Raw genomic sequence first — 16,358 nt, forward strand, 5'->3', positions numbered from 1 at the left:
TCCGGCGCCAGGTGACGCCAACATCGGGCGCACCCTCCGGCGCGCTGTACATCGAGGCTAACCAGAGCACGGATGCGGCAAGCCCGTGTTCGCCGTGGGCGCACCGCATCCGCCGCTTGCGGTCACACCCGTCTTGCCATATCGTTTTTCGATAACAACGATATTCGATATGCCAGGGAGGACCTCATGACCACCCCCACTCAAGCCCGCGTGCTGCGCGGCAGCGACATCGCCGCGATGTGGATCTTCGTCGGCGCAGGGATCGCGGTCGTCGGAGTCACGCTCTTCTTCGCGATCGGGCGGATCGTCGATGCGCTCAGCGGCAAGGCGCTTCCCGTCGAGGCGCTGTTCTCCGGCACGACGGTCGCCGCTCCCATCGGACCCGACGGGGCGATGCGCGACATCCTGTTGGAGCGCGCGTGGATCACCCCGGGCGCCTTGTCGGTCGCGGGCACGGGGGCTCTGGTGATCCAGCAGCTCGTGCTCGCCGCATCCGTCACCGCACTCGTGGTCTGCCTGCTGCTGGTGACCCTCTCGGTGATGCGGGGGCGGGTGTTCAGCGGCCGCAACACGGTGCTCGTCGTCGCCGCGGGCGCGTCGGGGCTCGCAGGCCTGTTCGGCGAGCCGTTCTTCGGCAACATCGTCGCCAACGACGCGTTCCGCGACATCTCGCAGGGCACGTTCGACAACCCCGTCATGAGCGTGGACCTGCCGCCGGTGATTCTCGCCGCCTTCATCGTGGCGATGGCCAGCACCGTGTTCACGGTCGGCGACCGGCTGCAGCGCGACACCGAGGGCCTCGTATGAGCCCCGCCGAGGACGAGGGCCCCAGCGGCGTCCACTGCCGGCTCGACGAACTGCTGACCGAACGGGGCATGACCCTGGCGGAGCTGTCGCGCACGGTCGGGGTCTCGGTGGTGAACCTGTCGGTGCTGAAGAACGACCGGGCCCGCGCCATTCGCTACTCGACGCTGTCGGCGATCTGCCGCGCCCTCGACTGCGAGATCGGCGACCTCCTCGTCCGCCAGGACTGACCCCTCCGTCAGCCGCCGCCTGCGCCCCCACCTCCGGGGGCCGTCACCCCTCCCCACGCCCGCACCTCCGGGGTCCGTCACCCCTCGTCTTCCCCTGTCACAGATCGACGCGAACGCTTAGATCTGTGACAGGGGAGCGAGGGTTTGTCCCGCTCACCTGTCACAGATCGCGCATTCGGCGTCGATCTGTGACAGGTGAGCACGGCCTCCGCGGCGCGGCATCACCATCGGGACGCGAGCGCACGACGGGCGCGTGCGATGAAGCGACCGGACTGCTCGAAGACGTCCTGCTTCGTTGCCCGGATGACGAGCCACCCGGCCGCGGCGAGACGCTCATAACGCTCGATGTCCAACGCCCACTGACGCGGGTCACGCAGGTGGTGCTCACCCTCGTACTCGAACGCGATGCGACGCTGCGGATACGCGAGGTCGACGCACGCGACATACTCGCCCGCCACGAACACGTCGACGTTCAGATCCGGTTCGGGCAGTCCTGCATCGACGATCGTGAGCCGGAGCCACGTCTCCGGTCGTGAGCCCGATCTGGCGCGCAGACGTGGGAGCGCCTCCCGGAGACGACCCACCCCGACCCTCCGTCCCGCATCCACTGCTCGGCTCATCTCCGCAAACGACGCCAGCGGCTGGAGGCGCCAGTTGCGCAAGACGGCATCACCGATGGCTACCACGTCGTAGGGATGGCGAAGGGATGCGGCCAGCATCGCCCAGGTCGTCGACGGCGAGGTGAGATGCAGACCGGTCTCGCGATGCTGAACCACTGAGGTGAGGTCAGGGACCGCCTGGTGACCGGCCACACCACGTCCCCGCGGAGGACGCCGCGGAGCCAGCACCCCCACATGCACCGCGTCGTCGCGAACCAAGCGAGGCGGCAACGGCAGCCCAAGGAGAACCGCCGCCGTCGCGTGGGTGAAGAACTCGTGTGCGCCCATCTGAGTCGCGAAATCCATGGCTCGTCCGATGTGGCGAGCCTCATGGACGCCGAGAAGGCCACCGCGCCACTGAGCGGGGAGCTCACGCTCCTTCGCGCGAACACCGTGGAACGGTCGCAGCAGATCGGGCGCACGTAGCGTCGCCTCGGAAACACCGAGCTTCCGTGCGGCACCCACACGAAATGCGGGTCCGAGATCGTGGGGGAGGCCTCCTGACACGGCTCCACACTGGATGCACGTCGGAGCGACGGCTGCTCATCCCCACGTCGACACGCCGCAGCGAGCACGTGTGGAGAAACGTTCCCGCGCCGCACGATGCGCGAGCCCCCAAGACTCGCCTGCCCCAGATCGGACCGAAGTGATCTGTCTGCGACAGGGGAGCATCCGGACCAGCCACTCACCTGTCACAAATCGAGCCGATTTCGTCGATCTGTGACAGGCGAAGCAGCTGACGTCCGACTGCACCACCGAGGAGGGCGGCAGCGGAAGCCGCCGCCGGGAGCCCCGGAGCGGCGGGGAGTCAGAGAACGGGGACGCGGGTGGTCTCGAACGTGTCGCCGACGAGCACGAGCTCGACGCCGGCTCCCTCGGCCACCCCCTCGGCGGAACCGATGAGCGCACGCGGGGCCATATCCATCGTGCAGGCGCGGTCCGCGGCTGGGGTCTGGAAGGTGAGCGTGATCTCGGCGTCAGCCGTCTTCTCGATCGTGTCCACGGCGGGCGCGCAGGAGGAGGAACCCCACGTCACGAGCGCGAATCCGCCCGAGGTGAGCCATCCCGCGCTCGGCAGGAAATCCGTCTGCGTGCCGGGGCCGGCGAGGCCCTCGACCCCTGGCAGCTCGACGCTGCCGGATGCGTTGCCGTAGCTCACGTCCACACGGGTCGCCTGCGCGGGATCGACGCCCTCCGGCACACCGACGAGCGTGACGCGCGGCACGAGGTCCTTCGTGCAGGCTCGGCCGGCGTCGCCGGCTGCGTCGTCGAAGCTCACCGAGATGACGCCGTCCGCGAAGGTGGGCGTCTCCGCGACAGGCACACAGGTGGAGCTGCCCTCGGTCACCACGGCGATCATCCGGCCGCTGTCGACCCAGCCCGCATCCAGCTGCAGGTCGGCGACGGCGGACTCGCCGGGTGCGGCGTCGCCCGCGCATCCGGTGAGCATGCCGGCGGCGACGAGCAACGAGCCGGTGATGGTGAGCAGGGTCGTGGTGCGGCGCATGACGGCTCCCTCAGAGATTTACGGATGCGGCCGCGACGCGACCTCCGGCCTCTCATCTTGTCGCAGCGGCCTGCGCATCACCGGAAAGCCCGGTAACGGCCGGGTCACGATCACCGCTACTGCAGAGCCGACGTCAACCGGGCGAGGTTGTCGAGCACCGTGGAGCGCAGGGGCTGGCGCAGCCACTCCTCGAGGGTGAGCTCGGTGCTGAGGTTGCGGTAGTGGTCTTCGACCTGCCGCATCTCCTCGACGAACTCCTCGCCGCGCACGAGCATCGAGATCTCCATGTTCAGACCGAACGAGCGCATGTCCATGTTGCTCGATCCGATGACCGCGACCTCGTCGTCGATCGTCATGGCCTTGGTGTGCAGGATGTAGGGCTTGCGGTACATCCAGATGCGCACGCCCGCGCGCAGCAGCACCTCGTAGTAGCTGCGCTGAGCGTGGTAGACCATCGCCTGGTCGCCCTCTTCGGAGACGAACAGCTCGACCTCGACGCCGCGGTGGCAGGCGGTCGTGATGGCGTTGAGGATCGACTCGTCCGGCACGAAGTACGGGCTGACGAGGATGATCCGCTCCTTCGCGGCGTACATGAGCCCGAGGAACAGGCGCAGGTTGTTCTCGAACTCGAACCCCGGACCGCTCGGCACGATCTGGCAGTCGAGATCACCGGTGGCCCGGCGCAGGTCGAACTCGTCGACCTCCTCCGTCAGCAGCTCGTCGGTCTCGCTGTACCAGTCCGAGAGGAAGACGGCGTTGACGCTGCCGACGACCGGCCCCTCGAGGCGCACCATGAGATCGACCCAGTGCAGGCCTCGACGGATGTTCTTGCGCAGGTTGTACGTCGAATCGGTGACGTTCTGCGAGCCCATGAAGGCGATGTCGCCGTCGACGACGAGGAGCTTGCGGTGGTTGCGCAGGTCGGGACGCTGATACTTGCCGCGCAGGGGCTGCACGGGAAGCATCAGATGCCACTGCGCCCCCATCGCGTCGAGGCGCTTCAGGGTGCGCCGGTAGAAGGGCTTCCCCCTGTTGGCCCAGTGATCCAGCAGCACCCGTACGGTGACGCCGCGCTCGCGCACCTCTTCCAGCGCACGGAAGAAGTTGTCGGTCGAGGCATCCGACTGGAGGATGTAGAACTCGACGTGCACGTAACGCCGGGCGCTGCGGATGGCATCGGCCATCGCGTCGAGGCTCTCCTGGTAGTCGGCGATGAGGTGAGCCTCGTTGTCACCGGAGAGCGGCATGGCCCCGAGGTTCGTGTTCAGCCGCACGAGCGAGGTGAACCAGCCCGGCGCACCGGGACGCAGCGTGCCGTGATCGAGCCCCGCCGTGGCCTGCTGGATGTACTCGTTGATCGCGCGCTGCTTGCGACGGCGCTTGCGCGGCAGGCGCGGTGTGCCGATCACCAGGAAGAGCACGACACCGATCACGGGGATGAAGTAGATCGCCAGCAGCCACGCCATGGCCGCCGTGGGGCGCCGGTTGCGGGGGACGATGATGATGGCCGCGATGCGGATCACGACATCGAAGACGAAGACGGCGACCAGCCACCACGATCCGAGATCGATGTCGATGTTGATCATGTCGTCTCCCCCGCCCGCATCCTGCTCAGCGTAGCGGCCGGGCGCACCAGACCCGCGTGGTGGGCGCTCAGTGGTCGGAGGCGATCGGAGGCAGGCCGCGCTTGGCGCGTTCTTCGGCCTCGATCTCCGAATAGACGCGGCGCTCGGTGCGGTCCATACGCAGGATCGAACGCACGATGAAGAAGAACGTCGCCGTCACGACGATGGTCGGCAGAATCGACCACAGCGCCGCGACCCAGATGTTCTCCACTCCTCCATGGTACGCGACGGCTCCTCCACACCGGCCGGGCCCGGCGCGGCGGCCTGTGCGATCGGACCCCTGGCGGCCGCGACCGCGCAGCCTCGATGCATGACCACGATCATCAAGGCCCGGGATGCGGCCGACTTCCTCTCTCTGGTTCCCCGGCTGCTCGGCTACGAGCCGCGACACAGCGTCGTGCTGATCCCCTTCAGCGCGGGCCGCACCGGCGGCGGCCTTCGCGTCGATCTGCCGCCCGCGGCGGCCGACACGGATGCGGTGGCCTCGACCCTCATCGGGTTCGCCTGCCGCGTCGAGCACACCGACGCCTACGCCGTGCTCGTGTACGACGACGCCGACACCCCGACGCATGCGGAGCTCGTGGCGGCGCTGGAGATCAGGGCACAGGCGTGCGGGCTGCGCCGCATCGATGCGCTCCACATCTCCTCCGGACGCTGGCGCTCCTACCTCGATCCGGCCCTCGGCGGAGAGATCGCGGCCGACCCGGATGCGGGCGCGCATCGCCCCGACGGCGACCAGGGGGCAGGGGCGTCCCTGCCGCACGTCGACCTCGCGCGGAGCGAGCGGGTCGGCCGGGCGTTGACCGAGTGCGCCCGCGCGCTGGAGTGGGTGCTGAACGGGTCACGCCCGGCGGACGCCCGCATCCATCCCGACGCCCTCGTCGCCTCCCTCGCCCTGGAGGATCTGCCCGCGTTCTTCGAGACGTGGCTCACGCCCCGAGGTCCGGTGCCGCCGGGCGACGCGGCCGGCGCGGAGCGCGCCGACGTGCAGGATCTCGCGCTGCTGATCTGGTGCCTGGCGCGCCCGGCCCTCCGTGACATCGCACTGGCCACGTGGGTGCGCGGCGTCGACGGCGGGGATGCGGCGCTCATCGCGCAGCAGGAGTGGGAGGCCGGTGTCGCGTACCCGGACGAGCTGGGCGCCTGGATGATGGGCGAGGGGGCGCGCCCCGACGTCGATCGACTGACCGGTGCGTTGGAGGTATGCCGGCTCGCGGCCTCATCGGCTCCCGCCGCGTGTCGTCCCGGAGCACTCGCTGCGGGCGCTTGGCTCTCCTGGGCGCTCGGGCGCTCCACCCACGCCGCCCGCTACTGCGAGCAGGCGTTGGCCATCGACGCTGAGCACGGCCTCTCGCTCATCGTGCTGTCGATGGTCGACGCGGGGCATCTGCCCGACTGGGCGTTCCGGGCTCAGCCCGGCTGACTCACTTAACGAGCGGGAAGAGGATGGTCTCGCGGATGCCGAGACCGGTCACGGCCATCAGCAGTCGGTCGATGCCCATGCCCATGCCGCCCATGGGAGGCATGCCGTGCTCCATCGCCCGCAGGAACTCCTCGTCGATGCGCATGGCCTCGTCGTCGCCGCGCGCGGCCAGCTTCGCCTGCTCGACGAAACGCTCGCGCTGGATGACGGGGTCGATGAGCTCGGAGTAGCCGGTGGCGAGCTCGAAGCCGCGCACGTAGAGGTCCCACTTCTCCACGACACCGGGGATCGAGCGGTGCTCGCGCACGAGCGGGCTGGTGTCGAGCGGGAAGTCCATGACGAACGTCGGGCGCACCAGGTGCGTCTTGACGAAGTGCTCCCACAGCTCTTCCACGTACTTGCCGTGGGTCGCGTGCGGCGGCTCGTCGACACCGGCGGCATCGGCGATGCGGGCGAGCTCGGCGACGGGCGTCTGCGGGGTGATGGGATCGGCATCGATCTCGGATGCGGCGAGCGCATCGTTGAGCGAGTCGTACATCGAGATGCGGTCCCAGTTGCCGCCGAGGTCGTACTCGGTCCCGTCGGCCCAGGTCACGACGTGGCCGGCCTCCGGACGTCCGGCGAGGCGGTTGGTGGCCGCGGCCGCGTTCTGGATGAGCTCCTGCGTGAGATCGGCGATGCCGTTGTAGTCGCTGTACGACTCGTAGGCCTCGAGCATCGCGAACTCGGGGCTGTGGGTCGAGTCCGCGCCCTCATTGCGGAAGTTGCGGTTGATCTCGAACACCCGGTCGAGCCCGCCGACGACGGCGCGCTTGAGGAACAGCTCCGGGGCGATGCGCAGATAGAGCTCCGTGTCGAAGGCGTTGGAGTGCGTCACGAACGGACGCGCCGATGCGCCACCGTGCTGCACCTGCAGCATCGGCGTCTCGACCTCGATGAACTCGTGCCCCGCGAAGGTCTCGCGCAGGCTCGCGTTGACGGCGGCGCGGGTGCGCACGGTCGCCCGCGCCTGGTCGCGCACGATGAGATCGAGGAAGCGCGAGCGCACGCGCGTCTCCTCGTTCAGCTCGGAGTGCAGGTTCGGCAGCGGCAGCAGCGCCTTCGACGCGATCTGCCAGTCCTCGACCATGATCGAGAGCTCGCCGCGGCGGCTGGAGATGACCTGGCCGCGCACGAACACGTGGTCGCCGAGGTCGACGAGCTCCTTCCAGCGCTGCAGCGACTCCTCGCCGACGGCGGCGAGCGACACCATGGCCTGGATGCGACTGCCGTCGCCCGACTGCAGCGACGCGAAGCAGAGCTTGCCGGTGTTGCGGCTGAAGACGACGCGGCCGGCGACGCCGGCGATGACGCCGGTCTCCTCGCCCGCCTCCAGGCTCGCGAAACGCTTCCGCAGCGCGGGGATCGTGTCGGTCACGGCGACGGAGACGGGGTAGGCCCCGCCCGCCGCATCCGTCCGCTCCGCGATGAGTCGCTCGCGCTTGGCCAGTCGCACCGCCTTCTGCTCGAAGACGTCCTCGTCGGGGGTCTCGGCGGGCGCGGTGTTCTCGGGCTGAGAGGTCATCGTGGGGGCTCCTCGGAAGTCGCCGTCAAGTCTATCCGGGGCGCCTGCGGTGCCCGGTTGCCGTCGGAGGGGCTCAGCGCACGAAGATCTCGGCGTTGTCGACGAAACGGTGGCCACCGACGGAGGCGGCGATCAGGGCGAGCGCGGGGCCTTGGTGACCCTCGTCGACGGGCAGGAACGTCGCCGGGTCGACGACGTTCAGATACTCGAGCCGGATGCGGGACTCGCCCATGAGCGCGCTCTGCGCCGCTGCGATGCACGCGTCGACGTCGCGGTCGGCGTTGGATGCGGCGGCCTCGAGCGCGCGCGGCAGGAGCGCGGCGGCGGCGCGATCGGCCGCGTCGAGCGTGTCCAGCCGCGTGGAGATCGGCACGCCGTCTGCGCTTCGCACCGTCTCGGCCTCGACGATCTCGACGTCGAAGAAGAGCTCGCGCACCATCCGGCGCACGAGGAACACGCGCTGGCGGTCGCGTTCGCCGTAGACGGCGACGTCGGGGCGCACCAGGTTCAGCAGCTGCGCCTCGACGGTCAGCAGTCCGTCGAAGTAGAAGGGACGCACCCGTCCCTCGTAGCGCAGGCCGAGATCCCCCGCGCTCACCTTCGTCGTGGCCTTGCCCGCGGGCAGCAGCTCGGCCGCATCCGGAGCGAACACGAGGTCCACGCCGAGCCGCTCGAGCAGCGCGGCATCCGCGTCGGGCGTGCGCGGATAGGCCTCGTACTCGGCGTGCGTGGCGAAGCGCAGCGGGTTCACGAACGAGGAGACCACCACGATCCCGGCGTTCTCACGCGCGGTGCGGATGAGGTCTGTGTGGCCGTCGTGCAGCGCACCGATCGTCGAGACGAGTGCGACACGCGTGCCCTGGGGAGCCGCGGCTCTGGCCTCTGCCAGTCGGGTGCGCAGCTCCGCGATGGTGCGGATCATCCGTCGATCGTATCGCCCACGGGTCCGCGCGGATCCGCGCGTGTCAGGGCGTCGTCGACCGTCGAGCGCACGAGCGCCGACAGGTATCCGCCAGGGTTCTCGACGCCGATGCCCGCGAGCAGCCCCGTCGCCTGCTGCACGATCACGCGGGAGAACTCGGTCGCGGTCGCGATCGCCTCCGCGTACGCGGGCCGGTCGGCCTCGGCGATCACGACCGGCTCGCAGCCGATCTCCACCGCGAGCGCCTGCGCGATCGGCAGGACGGCGGCGGGCGCCGTGACGGCCGCGTACGAGGCGGCGAGCTGGCGCAGGTCGATCGTCGTCCCGGTGAAGGTGATGGCGGGATGCACGGCGAGTCCGATCGCGCCGAGCCGCTGCGCGGGGGCGAGCACCTCGGTGCCGTAGCCGGGGTCGGTGTGCAGCACGAGCTGGCCGGGCTGCCAGCCGCCGAGCTCGGCCAGGCCCGCCACGAGCGAGGGCAGCTCCTCGTGCGGAACGGCGAGCACGACGAGTTCGCTGCGCCGGAGCACCTCCGCCGCGTCCAGCACCGGCACTCCGGGCAGGATCGCCTCGACGCGGTCCTGGTCGCTGCCAGCGGTGATGCCGGTGAGCGCGTGCCCCGCACCGCCAAGAGCGGCCGCCATGATGGGTCCCACCCGCCCCGCACCGATCACTCCGACGCCCAGACGGCCGTCACGCCTCATCCGTTCTCCTCCTCATCCCGTCCGTCGCCCGGTCGGACGGTCGTCGCATCCTCGACGAACCACCGGTGCGACCTGTCACTCTGCGCGGCCGTCACCGCGCGACGCGCCACATCCTCGAACATCCCCCGCGCCGCCTCGACGTCGATCGCGCCGAGGCTCGTGTCGACCGCTCCGGCGACGGTGTGCGCCCGGGTGGACGCCACCCGCAACGCGCGGTCGATCGGCCCCTGCTGCAGCGCGAAGGACTGCAGCCGGGCGAGCGGCACGACGACGAGCGAACGCCAGAATCTCCCGCGGCGCAGGAACAGCGCCGCATCCGTCACGGCGAAGCCGTTGCGCCGCCACGACACGGGACGCAGGATGCGGGCGCGGCGCGGCGTCGTGATGAAGACGGGGTCGTCGGCGGCGCCGAGCAGACCGCGCTCGAACAGGAGCGCGCGTTCGGCGTCGTCGAGCCAGGGCAGCAGCAACGCGACGACCCGCTCGGCGTCTTCGCGGGTGCCGACCGGCAGCACACGGGTGAACGCCTCCGCCGCCTCCTGGCCCGCGCGCGAGCCGGACAGCCGGTTGACGGTGATCGTCCACCATCCCGCGGGACGCCAGAGGATCGGCTGGTGCACACGCACCGCGTGCACCCGCCCCGGCGGAAGGATCTCGGTCACGGTCGTGAGGATGCCGAACACGATGCGCACGCCGTGGTCGGTCGGCGCGATCGCGTAGCGCAGGGCACGCACCGTCCCCCGGCCGACGTAGGTGGCGAATCCGATCATCGTGGGGAGGATCGCAAACACGAGCCAGCCCGGGCCCGTCGCCGCCCAGACCGCGAGCGCGATCATGATCGCCAACACCACCACGGTCGAGTCGCGCAGGAGCATGGAGCCGATGACCCGGCCGGGCGGGATGCGGACGACGGATGCGGGCTCCACCTCAGGCTCGTCGGTTCCCGCGACGAGCGAGTCCATCGCCTGCGAGGCGGTCTGCACGGCCGCCGAGCGCCACGACGTCGCGGCGCCGCTCGGTCGGCTCTCACCGAGGGCGCGGCCGGAAGCGAGGCGCAGGATGTCGGCGCGCACCTGTTCCGCGTTGGAGGTCGAGAGGTACTCGAGGCGCACGTTGGCGTCGAGGCCCGCGCCGACGACCTCGAGCTTCGCGAGACCGAGCAGGCGCGCGACCAGAGGACGCGTGAGGTTCACGCCCTGCACGCGGTCGAGCGGCGCCCGCCGGTTGGTGCGGAAGACAACACCGGAACGCACCTCGACGTCGTCGCCGGTGATGCGGAAGGTGTGGAACCGCCACGACATCCAGAACACGAGGATGAGGGCTACGACCACCAGCAGCACGACGGCCAGCGCGAGCAGCACCAGGTCGTGGCCGAGCACGTAGTCCACCGGGTCGCCCGGAACCGGACCCGCGAACCCGGGCGCCAGCCAGGGCGCGAAGATCTCGATCAACCGGTCGCGCAGATTGGCGACGATGAAGCCGAGGACGACGACCAGGAACAGTCCGCCGCGAAGCAGCGGCGTCAGCGGGTGCAGTCGATGCCACTCGCCGTCGCTCAGCGCCGAGCGGCCCACATCCGGTTCGGTCACAGTCCCGTCCGCCGGGATTCCGCGACCGCGATCAGCACGTCGCGCAGCTTCTCGGCCGCATCCTGCGTGAGCCCCGGGATCACGACGGCGGATGCGGCGGCCGCGGTCACGAGCTTGAGCTGCGCGATGCCGAAGGCACGATCGAGGGGACCGTGGGTGATGTCGACGAGCTGCATGCGTCCGTAGGGAACGGCGACGACGCGCTGGAAGAGGATGCCGCGGCGCAGCACGAGATCGTTCTCGCGCAGCCGGTAGCCGAACGAGCGGATCTGGCGCGGGGTCAGGATGAGCGTGATGGCCAGCACGACCAACAGCACGCCCGCGGGGATCCACACCCAGCCGGTGCCGGTGACCGCCGCGATGATCGGCGCCGCGACCGCTACGAGCACGAGCGCCGCGGTGAGCGAGATCAGCTGCACGGTCCGGTAGGCGCGGGCGAGCTGGTGCCACGACCCGTCGCGCACGAAGAGTCCCTCCCGACGGGACTCGAGCAGTTCGTCGAAGGTGCCCGCATCCAGCACCGCCTCGTCAGAGGTGGGAGAGGGTGTCGCCTCCGGGGCTCCCGGCGTCGGGTTCGTCATCGTCGTCCTTCCGGATCGTGCACAGACTCTCGGCCACCAAAGCGGCCGCGACGAGGAAGACGCAGGCCACGATCGTCGCGATCAGGGTGCTGAACGAGCCTACCGAGGGGATGACGGGCCGCGTCAGCAGGAAGACCGAGAGCCCGATCGCGACGCCGCCCATCGCCGCACCGACGATGCTCGCAGCCTTGGCGAGCATCGCGATGCGCACGGCTCGGAACGGATCGATCGGGACGGCCGAGCGTCCGCGCGTCGCGCGCCGTACCCCGATGCCGAGCACCAGCACGAGCGCGCCGAGCAGCGCCAACAGGATCGGCAGCGTCAGAACGGGGGTGAACGTCGCCTGCCCGGACGCCGTCAGCACCTGGTCGATGAGGAAGCCGACGCCCGCGCCGAGGACGACGGCGATCGCGAGGGATGCGGGCGAGGTGCGCTTCATGACAGCGCCTCGACGAGGTCGGAGACACGGCCGACACCGGGCAGCACCGCATCGGCGTCGAGGGCGAGCCAGGGCCGCAGGACGAAGTCGCGCTCGGCGGCGCGCGGATGCGGCAGCGTCAGCGTCGCCGTGTCCGAGCGCACATCGCCGTGGGCGATGAGATCGAGATCGAGCGTGCGATCGCCCCACCGCTCACGGCGGCGCCTGCCGTGGTCGGCCTCGATGCGGTGGAGGAACTCCAGCAGCACGGAGGGCGCGAGGCGGGTGTCCACCAGCGCGACGGTGTTCAGGTAGCGGGGCGCGTCGGGGTCGGGTCCGTCGGGACGCACCGCCACGGTCTCCATGACGGGAGCGACGCGCACGTTCGTCGTCAGCGGGAGCCGCGAGAGGTCGGCCGCCGCCTCGTCCAGCAGCGCGCCGCGATCGCCCAGGTTGGAGCCCAGCGCGATCACCGCCGTGACGGATGCGGCCCCCGCCGGCACGGACGAGCCGGCGAAGCCCTGGGCGAGCCGGCGGTTCATCGCTCGCCTCGGGCGCGCACGATCGTGACGGCCGCATCGGTGAACGGGACCGTGATGGGCGCCTGCGGCTTGTGCACCGTGACCGTGACCTCGTCGACGAGCGGGCGCGCCAGCACGACGGCGGCGATGCGGGCGGCGAGCGTCTCGATGAGATCGACCGGCTCGCCCGTGACGACGGCCACGACCTCCTCGGCGATCTCGCCGTAGTGCACCGTGTCGGCGACGTCGTCGCTCGCGGCTGCCGGGGCGAGGTCGAGGCGCATCGTGACGTCGACGACGAACTCCTGTCCGTCACGCTTCTCATCGGCGTAGACGCCGTGGAAGCCGGGGGCGCGGAGGCCCGTGAGGGTGATCGTGTCGCGGCTCATCCTGCTCCTCCCGAGCGCCACGCCTCCGCGATCGCGAGGGCGTCGGCGGTGGCCTGCACATCGTGGACGCGCACTCCCCAGGCGCCGGCGTGGGCGGCCAGTGCGCTGGTGACGGCGGTGGCCCGGTCGCGACGGACGAGATCGTCGGTGCCGAGCGTCTCGCCGAGGAACCGCTTTCGGCTCGTGCCCACGAGCACGCGCGGACCGATCCCGACCACCTGCGGCAGAGCCCGCAGCATCTCCCAGTTCTGCGCGCCGCGCTTGGCGAAGCCGACGCCGGGGTCGAGCACCAGGCGAGACGGCGGGATGCCGGCGGATGCCGCGGCCTCCATCCGTGCGATGAGCTCTCCCGTCACCTCGCGGGCCAGATCGCGGTACTGCGCCGGGGCGTACATGTCGTCGGAGTGGCCCCGCCAGTGCCCGAGCACGATGTCCACGTGCGCGTCGGCGGCCACATCCAGGATCGAGGGGTCCGACAGTCCGCCGGAGACGTCGTTGATGATCCGCGCACCCGCGGCCACGGCGGCGGCCGCGGTCGCCGCGTTCATCGTGTCGACGCTCACGGTCACCCCGGACTCGGTGAGCGCGTGCACGACCGGCAGGATGCGCTCCTGCTCCACCTCGACGCCCACGCGCTCCGCGCCGGGTCTGGTGGACTCGCCGCCCACGTCGATGATCTGCGCGCCCTCACCCACCAGCCGCAGCGCGTGGCGCACCGCCTCCTCATGGGCGAGGAAACGGCCGCCGTCGCTGAAGGAGTCCGGCGTGACGTTGACGATGCCCATGATCAGACAGCTCACGAGGCTCCTCCTGCGATCAGGGCGATGAGTTCGGCGCGCGCCGCGGGCTCGGCGAGCTCGCCACGGGCCGCGATGGTCACCGTGGTCGCATCGACCTGGCGTCCGCCGCGCATCGTGACGCACTCGTGCGACGCGTCGAGCACGACCAGCACCCCGCGTGCAGCCACGCCCTGGGCGATCGCGTCCGCGATCTGCTCGCCGAGGCGTTCCTGCACCTGCGGGCGGGAGGCGAGGATGTCGACCACGCGCGGCAGCGCCCCGAGTCCGACCACACGCTCGGCGGGCAGGTAGGCGAGGTGCGCCTTGCCCGCGAACGGCAGGAGGTGATGCTCGCACACCGAGCGGAAGCGTACGTCGCGCAGCACGACGGGTCCCGACGGGAGGGTGTCCGGCGCCGGCCCCTGCGCCACCGAGATGGTGTGGGCGAGCGGTTCGGACGCGTCCTCGCCGACGCCGGCGAAGAAGTCGGCGTACAGCTCCGAGACCCGATGCGGGGTCTGCTTCAACCCGGGGCGATCGGGATCCTCCCCGATCGCCTCGAGCAGCTGGCGGACGAGGTCCGCGACGCGAGGACGGTCGACGGCCACGACGGCCTTACGCGGTCGCGGGACGAGCCTGACCCGACGGACGCTGACGCGGCGTCGCGGGGGCGGCCGCCGCATCCGCCTCCTGCGCTGCGGCCACACCGACCTGCGGCGCACGCGCCGGCACGTCGACGGGCGGCAGCGGCGAGACCGGGCGCTCGGAGCTGGACAGCCACTGCGGGCGCGGGGGCAGGCGCTTCACATCCGAGAAGATCTCGGCGAGCTCGATGTGATCCAACGTCTCCTTCTCGAGGAGCGCGAGGGCGAGCTTGTCGAGGATGTCGCGGTTGTCGTTGATGACCTGGTATGCCTCGTTGTGGGCCTGCTCGATGAGAGCCCGCACCTGCACATCGACGCGCTCGGCCACACGCTCGCTGAAGTCGCGGCCGTGGCCCATGTCGCGGCCCATGAAGACCTCGCCGGAGGACCCGCCGAGCTTGACCGGACCCACATCCGTGGTCATGCCGTACTCGGTGACCATCTTGCGAGCGATGTTGGTGGCCTTCTCGATGTCGTTCGAGGCGCCGGTGGTGGGGTCGTGGAAGACGATCTCCTCGGCGACGCGACCACCCATCGCGTAGGTCAGCTGGTCCTGCAGCTCGTTGCGGGTGACGGAGTACTTGTCGTCTACGGGCAGCACCATCGTGTAGCCGAGCGCCTTGCCACGGGGCAGGATCGTGACCTTCGTGACCGGATCGGTGTGGTTCATCGCCGCCGCAGCGAGCGCGTGACCGCCCTCGTGGTACGCCGTGATGAGCTTCTCCTTGTCCTTCATCACGCGCGTGCGACGCTGCGGGCCCGCGATCACGCGGTCGATCGCCTCGTCGAGGGCGCGGTTGTCGATGAGCTGGGCGTCGGAGCGCGCCGTGAGCAGGGCAGCCTCGTTGAGCACGTTGGCGAGGTCGGCGCCGGTGAAGCCGGGGGTCTTGCGGGCGACGACCTCGAGGTCGACCGAGTCCGCCAGCGGCTTGCCGCGGCCGTGCACCTCGAGGATCTGCTTGCGGCCCTTGAGGTCGGGGGCGTCGACGCCGATCTGACGGTCGAAGCGGCCCGGGCGCAGCAGCGCGGGGTCGAGGATGTCGGGACGGTTCGTCGCGGCGATGACGATGACGTTCGCCTTCGGGTCGAAGCCGTCCATCTCGACGAGCATCTGGTTCAGCGTCTGCTCGCGCTCGTCGTGACCGCCGCCGAGACCGGCGCCACGGTGACGACCGACGGCGTCGATCTCGTCGATGAAGATGATCGCCGGGGCGCTCTCCTTGGCCTGGTTGAACAGGTCGCGCACACGGCTGGCGCCGACACCGACGAACATCTCGACGAAGTCGGAGCCGGAGATCGAGTAGAAGGGCACCCCCGCCTCGCCGGCGACGGCGCGCGCGAGCAGGGTCTTACCGGTTCCGGGAGGGCCGTACAGCAGCACGCCCTTGGGGATGCGGGCACCCAGCGCCTGGAACTTGGTGGGGTCCTTCAGGAAGTCCTTGATCTCCTGCATCTCTTCGATGGCCTCGTCGGAGCCGGCCACATCCTGGAACGTGACGGTCGGGGACTCCTTGGTCACGAGCTTCGCGCGGGACTTGCCGAACTGCATGACCTTGCTGCCGCCGCCCTGAGCGGAGGAGATGAGGAACCAGAAGATGATGCCGAGCAGCAGGATCGGCAGCAGGAGCGAGATGAGACCGTCGAACCAGGTGGCGCGGGGGACGACGTCGTTGTACCCGTCGGACGGCTTGGCGGCGTCGATGGCCTTGACCACCTCGTCGGCTCGGGCACCGACGTAGTAGAACTGCACGTCGTTCGCGCCCTCGTAGGGCTGGGACAGCTTCAGGTCGACGCGCTGATCACCGTCGGTGTTGGTCACCTCGGTGACCGTGGAGCCGCTGAGCAGTTCGAGGCCCTGCTGGGTCGTGATCTGCTTCGCCGCGCCCAGGCTCGAGATGAGCGAGAAACCAACGATGAGGAACAGCCCGATCACCAGGACGTACAGGAGCGGGTTGCGCGTGATCTTCTTGAAGTCCATTTCGCGGGGAGACCCCGGCCC

At 70.3% G+C, this 16,358-nt stretch carries 18 protein-coding genes; 3 read left to right on the forward strand and 15 right to left on the reverse strand.

All coding sequences use genetic code 11. The features are described 5' to 3' along the window. Window positions 1-186 precede the first annotated feature (186 nt). Together EHF32_RS11090 and EHF32_RS11095 are read left to right on the forward strand one after the other, a co-directional pair. A complete protein-coding gene (locus EHF32_RS11090; protein WP_137418235.1) occupies window positions 187-807 on the forward strand; it encodes a hypothetical protein in 621 nt (206 codons plus the stop codon). After that, the gene (locus tag EHF32_RS11095; RefSeq protein WP_137418236.1) at window positions 804-1,034 is read left to right on the forward strand and encodes a helix-turn-helix domain-containing protein; all 231 of its coding nucleotides are present in this window, start codon (window positions 804-806) and stop codon (window positions 1,032-1,034) included. Before EHF32_RS11090 ends, EHF32_RS11095 begins: the two co-directional genes overlap by 4 nt. Window positions 1,035-1,255: 221 nt before the next feature. On the opposite strand, the gene EHF32_RS16090 is transcribed toward EHF32_RS11095, so the two are convergent. The 4 genes from EHF32_RS16090 to EHF32_RS11115 all read right to left on the reverse strand — a co-directional run bounded on the left by EHF32_RS16090 (window position 1,256) and on the right by EHF32_RS11115 (window position 5,036). Then, entirely contained in the window at window positions 1,256-1,810 is a 555-nt protein-coding gene (locus tag EHF32_RS16090; RefSeq protein WP_238343688.1) for a hypothetical protein, read from the reverse strand. 691 nt (window positions 1,811-2,501) lie between these two features. Then, complete coding sequence (locus EHF32_RS11105; RefSeq protein ID WP_137418238.1) at window positions 2,502-3,200, reverse strand: hypothetical protein; 699 nt, start codon at window positions 3,198-3,200, stop codon at window positions 2,502-2,504. Window positions 3,201-3,316: 116 nt separating this feature from the next. Then, window positions 3,317-4,786 carry a cardiolipin synthase gene (gene cls, locus EHF32_RS11110; protein ID WP_137418239.1) on the reverse strand — a complete coding sequence of 490 codons (1,470 nt, stop codon included), beginning with the start codon at window positions 4,784-4,786 and terminating at the stop codon, window positions 3,317-3,319. Window positions 4,787-4,853: 67 nt separating this feature from the next. Then, entirely contained in the window at window positions 4,854-5,036 is a 183-nt protein-coding gene (locus EHF32_RS11115) for a hypothetical protein (RefSeq protein ID WP_137418240.1), read from the reverse strand. A 99-nt stretch (window positions 5,037-5,135) separates the two neighbouring features. On the opposite strand from EHF32_RS11115, the gene EHF32_RS11120 reads away from it, so the two are divergent. Then, window positions 5,136-6,248: a DUF4192 family protein gene (locus EHF32_RS11120; protein ID WP_137418241.1), complete on the forward strand. Its 1,113-nt coding sequence runs from the start codon at window positions 5,136-5,138 to the stop codon at window positions 6,246-6,248. A 1-nt stretch (window position 6,249) separates the two neighbouring features. Here the strand turns inward: EHF32_RS11120 and lysS are convergent, their stop codons facing one another. The 11 genes from lysS to ftsH all read right to left on the reverse strand — a co-directional run bounded on the left by lysS (window position 6,250) and on the right by ftsH (window position 16,337). Then, window positions 6,250-7,812 (reverse strand): lysine--tRNA ligase, encoded by a 1,563-nt coding sequence (lysS, locus tag EHF32_RS11125; protein WP_137418242.1) that lies wholly within the window; start codon window positions 7,810-7,812, stop codon window positions 6,250-6,252. Between the two features lie 73 nt (window positions 7,813-7,885). Next, window positions 7,886-8,734, reverse strand: a complete 849-nt coding sequence (panC, locus tag EHF32_RS11130) for a pantoate--beta-alanine ligase (RefSeq protein WP_137418243.1) — start codon at window positions 8,732-8,734, stop codon at window positions 7,886-7,888. Next, window positions 8,731-9,438 carry a Rossmann-like and DUF2520 domain-containing protein gene (locus tag EHF32_RS11135; protein ID WP_137418244.1) on the reverse strand — a complete coding sequence of 236 codons (708 nt, stop codon included), beginning with the start codon at window positions 9,436-9,438 and terminating at the stop codon, window positions 8,731-8,733. The genes panC and EHF32_RS11135 overlap by 4 nt, the downstream gene beginning before the upstream one ends. Beyond that, a complete protein-coding gene (locus EHF32_RS11140) occupies window positions 9,435-11,027 on the reverse strand; it encodes a PH domain-containing protein (RefSeq protein ID WP_137418245.1) in 1,593 nt (530 codons plus the stop codon). Before EHF32_RS11140 ends, EHF32_RS11135 begins: the two co-directional genes overlap by 4 nt. After that, window positions 11,024-11,608, reverse strand: a complete 585-nt coding sequence (locus tag EHF32_RS11145; RefSeq protein WP_137418246.1) for a PH domain-containing protein — start codon at window positions 11,606-11,608, stop codon at window positions 11,024-11,026. The genes EHF32_RS11140 and EHF32_RS11145 overlap by 4 nt, the downstream gene beginning before the upstream one ends. After that, the gene (locus EHF32_RS11150; RefSeq protein ID WP_137418247.1) at window positions 11,556-12,047 is read right to left on the reverse strand and encodes a DUF3180 domain-containing protein; all 492 of its coding nucleotides are present in this window, start codon (window positions 12,045-12,047) and stop codon (window positions 11,556-11,558) included. The genes EHF32_RS11145 and EHF32_RS11150 overlap by 53 nt, the downstream gene beginning before the upstream one ends. After that, complete coding sequence (gene folK / locus EHF32_RS11155; RefSeq protein WP_137418248.1) at window positions 12,044-12,568, reverse strand: 2-amino-4-hydroxy-6-hydroxymethyldihydropteridine diphosphokinase; 525 nt, start codon at window positions 12,566-12,568, stop codon at window positions 12,044-12,046. The genes EHF32_RS11150 and folK overlap by 4 nt, the downstream gene beginning before the upstream one ends. Then, on the reverse strand, window positions 12,565-12,936 hold the full coding sequence (gene folB / locus EHF32_RS11160) for a dihydroneopterin aldolase (protein ID WP_137418249.1): 372 nt from the start codon (window positions 12,934-12,936) through the stop codon (window positions 12,565-12,567). The genes folK and folB overlap by 4 nt, the downstream gene beginning before the upstream one ends. After that, entirely contained in the window at window positions 12,933-13,721 is a 789-nt protein-coding gene (gene folP / locus EHF32_RS11165; protein ID WP_137419218.1) for a dihydropteroate synthase, read from the reverse strand. Before folP ends, folB begins: the two co-directional genes overlap by 4 nt. 11 nt (window positions 13,722-13,732) lie before the next feature. Next, on the reverse strand, window positions 13,733-14,323 hold the full coding sequence (folE, locus tag EHF32_RS11170; RefSeq protein ID WP_137418250.1) for a GTP cyclohydrolase I: 591 nt from the start codon (window positions 14,321-14,323) through the stop codon (window positions 13,733-13,735). 7 nt (window positions 14,324-14,330) lie between these two features. Then, window positions 14,331-16,337, reverse strand: coding sequence for an ATP-dependent zinc metalloprotease FtsH (gene ftsH / locus EHF32_RS11175; RefSeq protein ID WP_137418251.1), 2,007 nt, complete (start codon window positions 16,335-16,337; stop codon window positions 14,331-14,333). Window positions 16,338-16,358: the final 21 nt, after the last annotated feature.

This window comes from Microbacterium sp. RG1 (genome assembly GCF_005347485.1).
GTDB lineage: Bacteria > Actinomycetota > Actinomycetes > Actinomycetales > Microbacteriaceae > Microbacterium > Microbacterium binotii_A.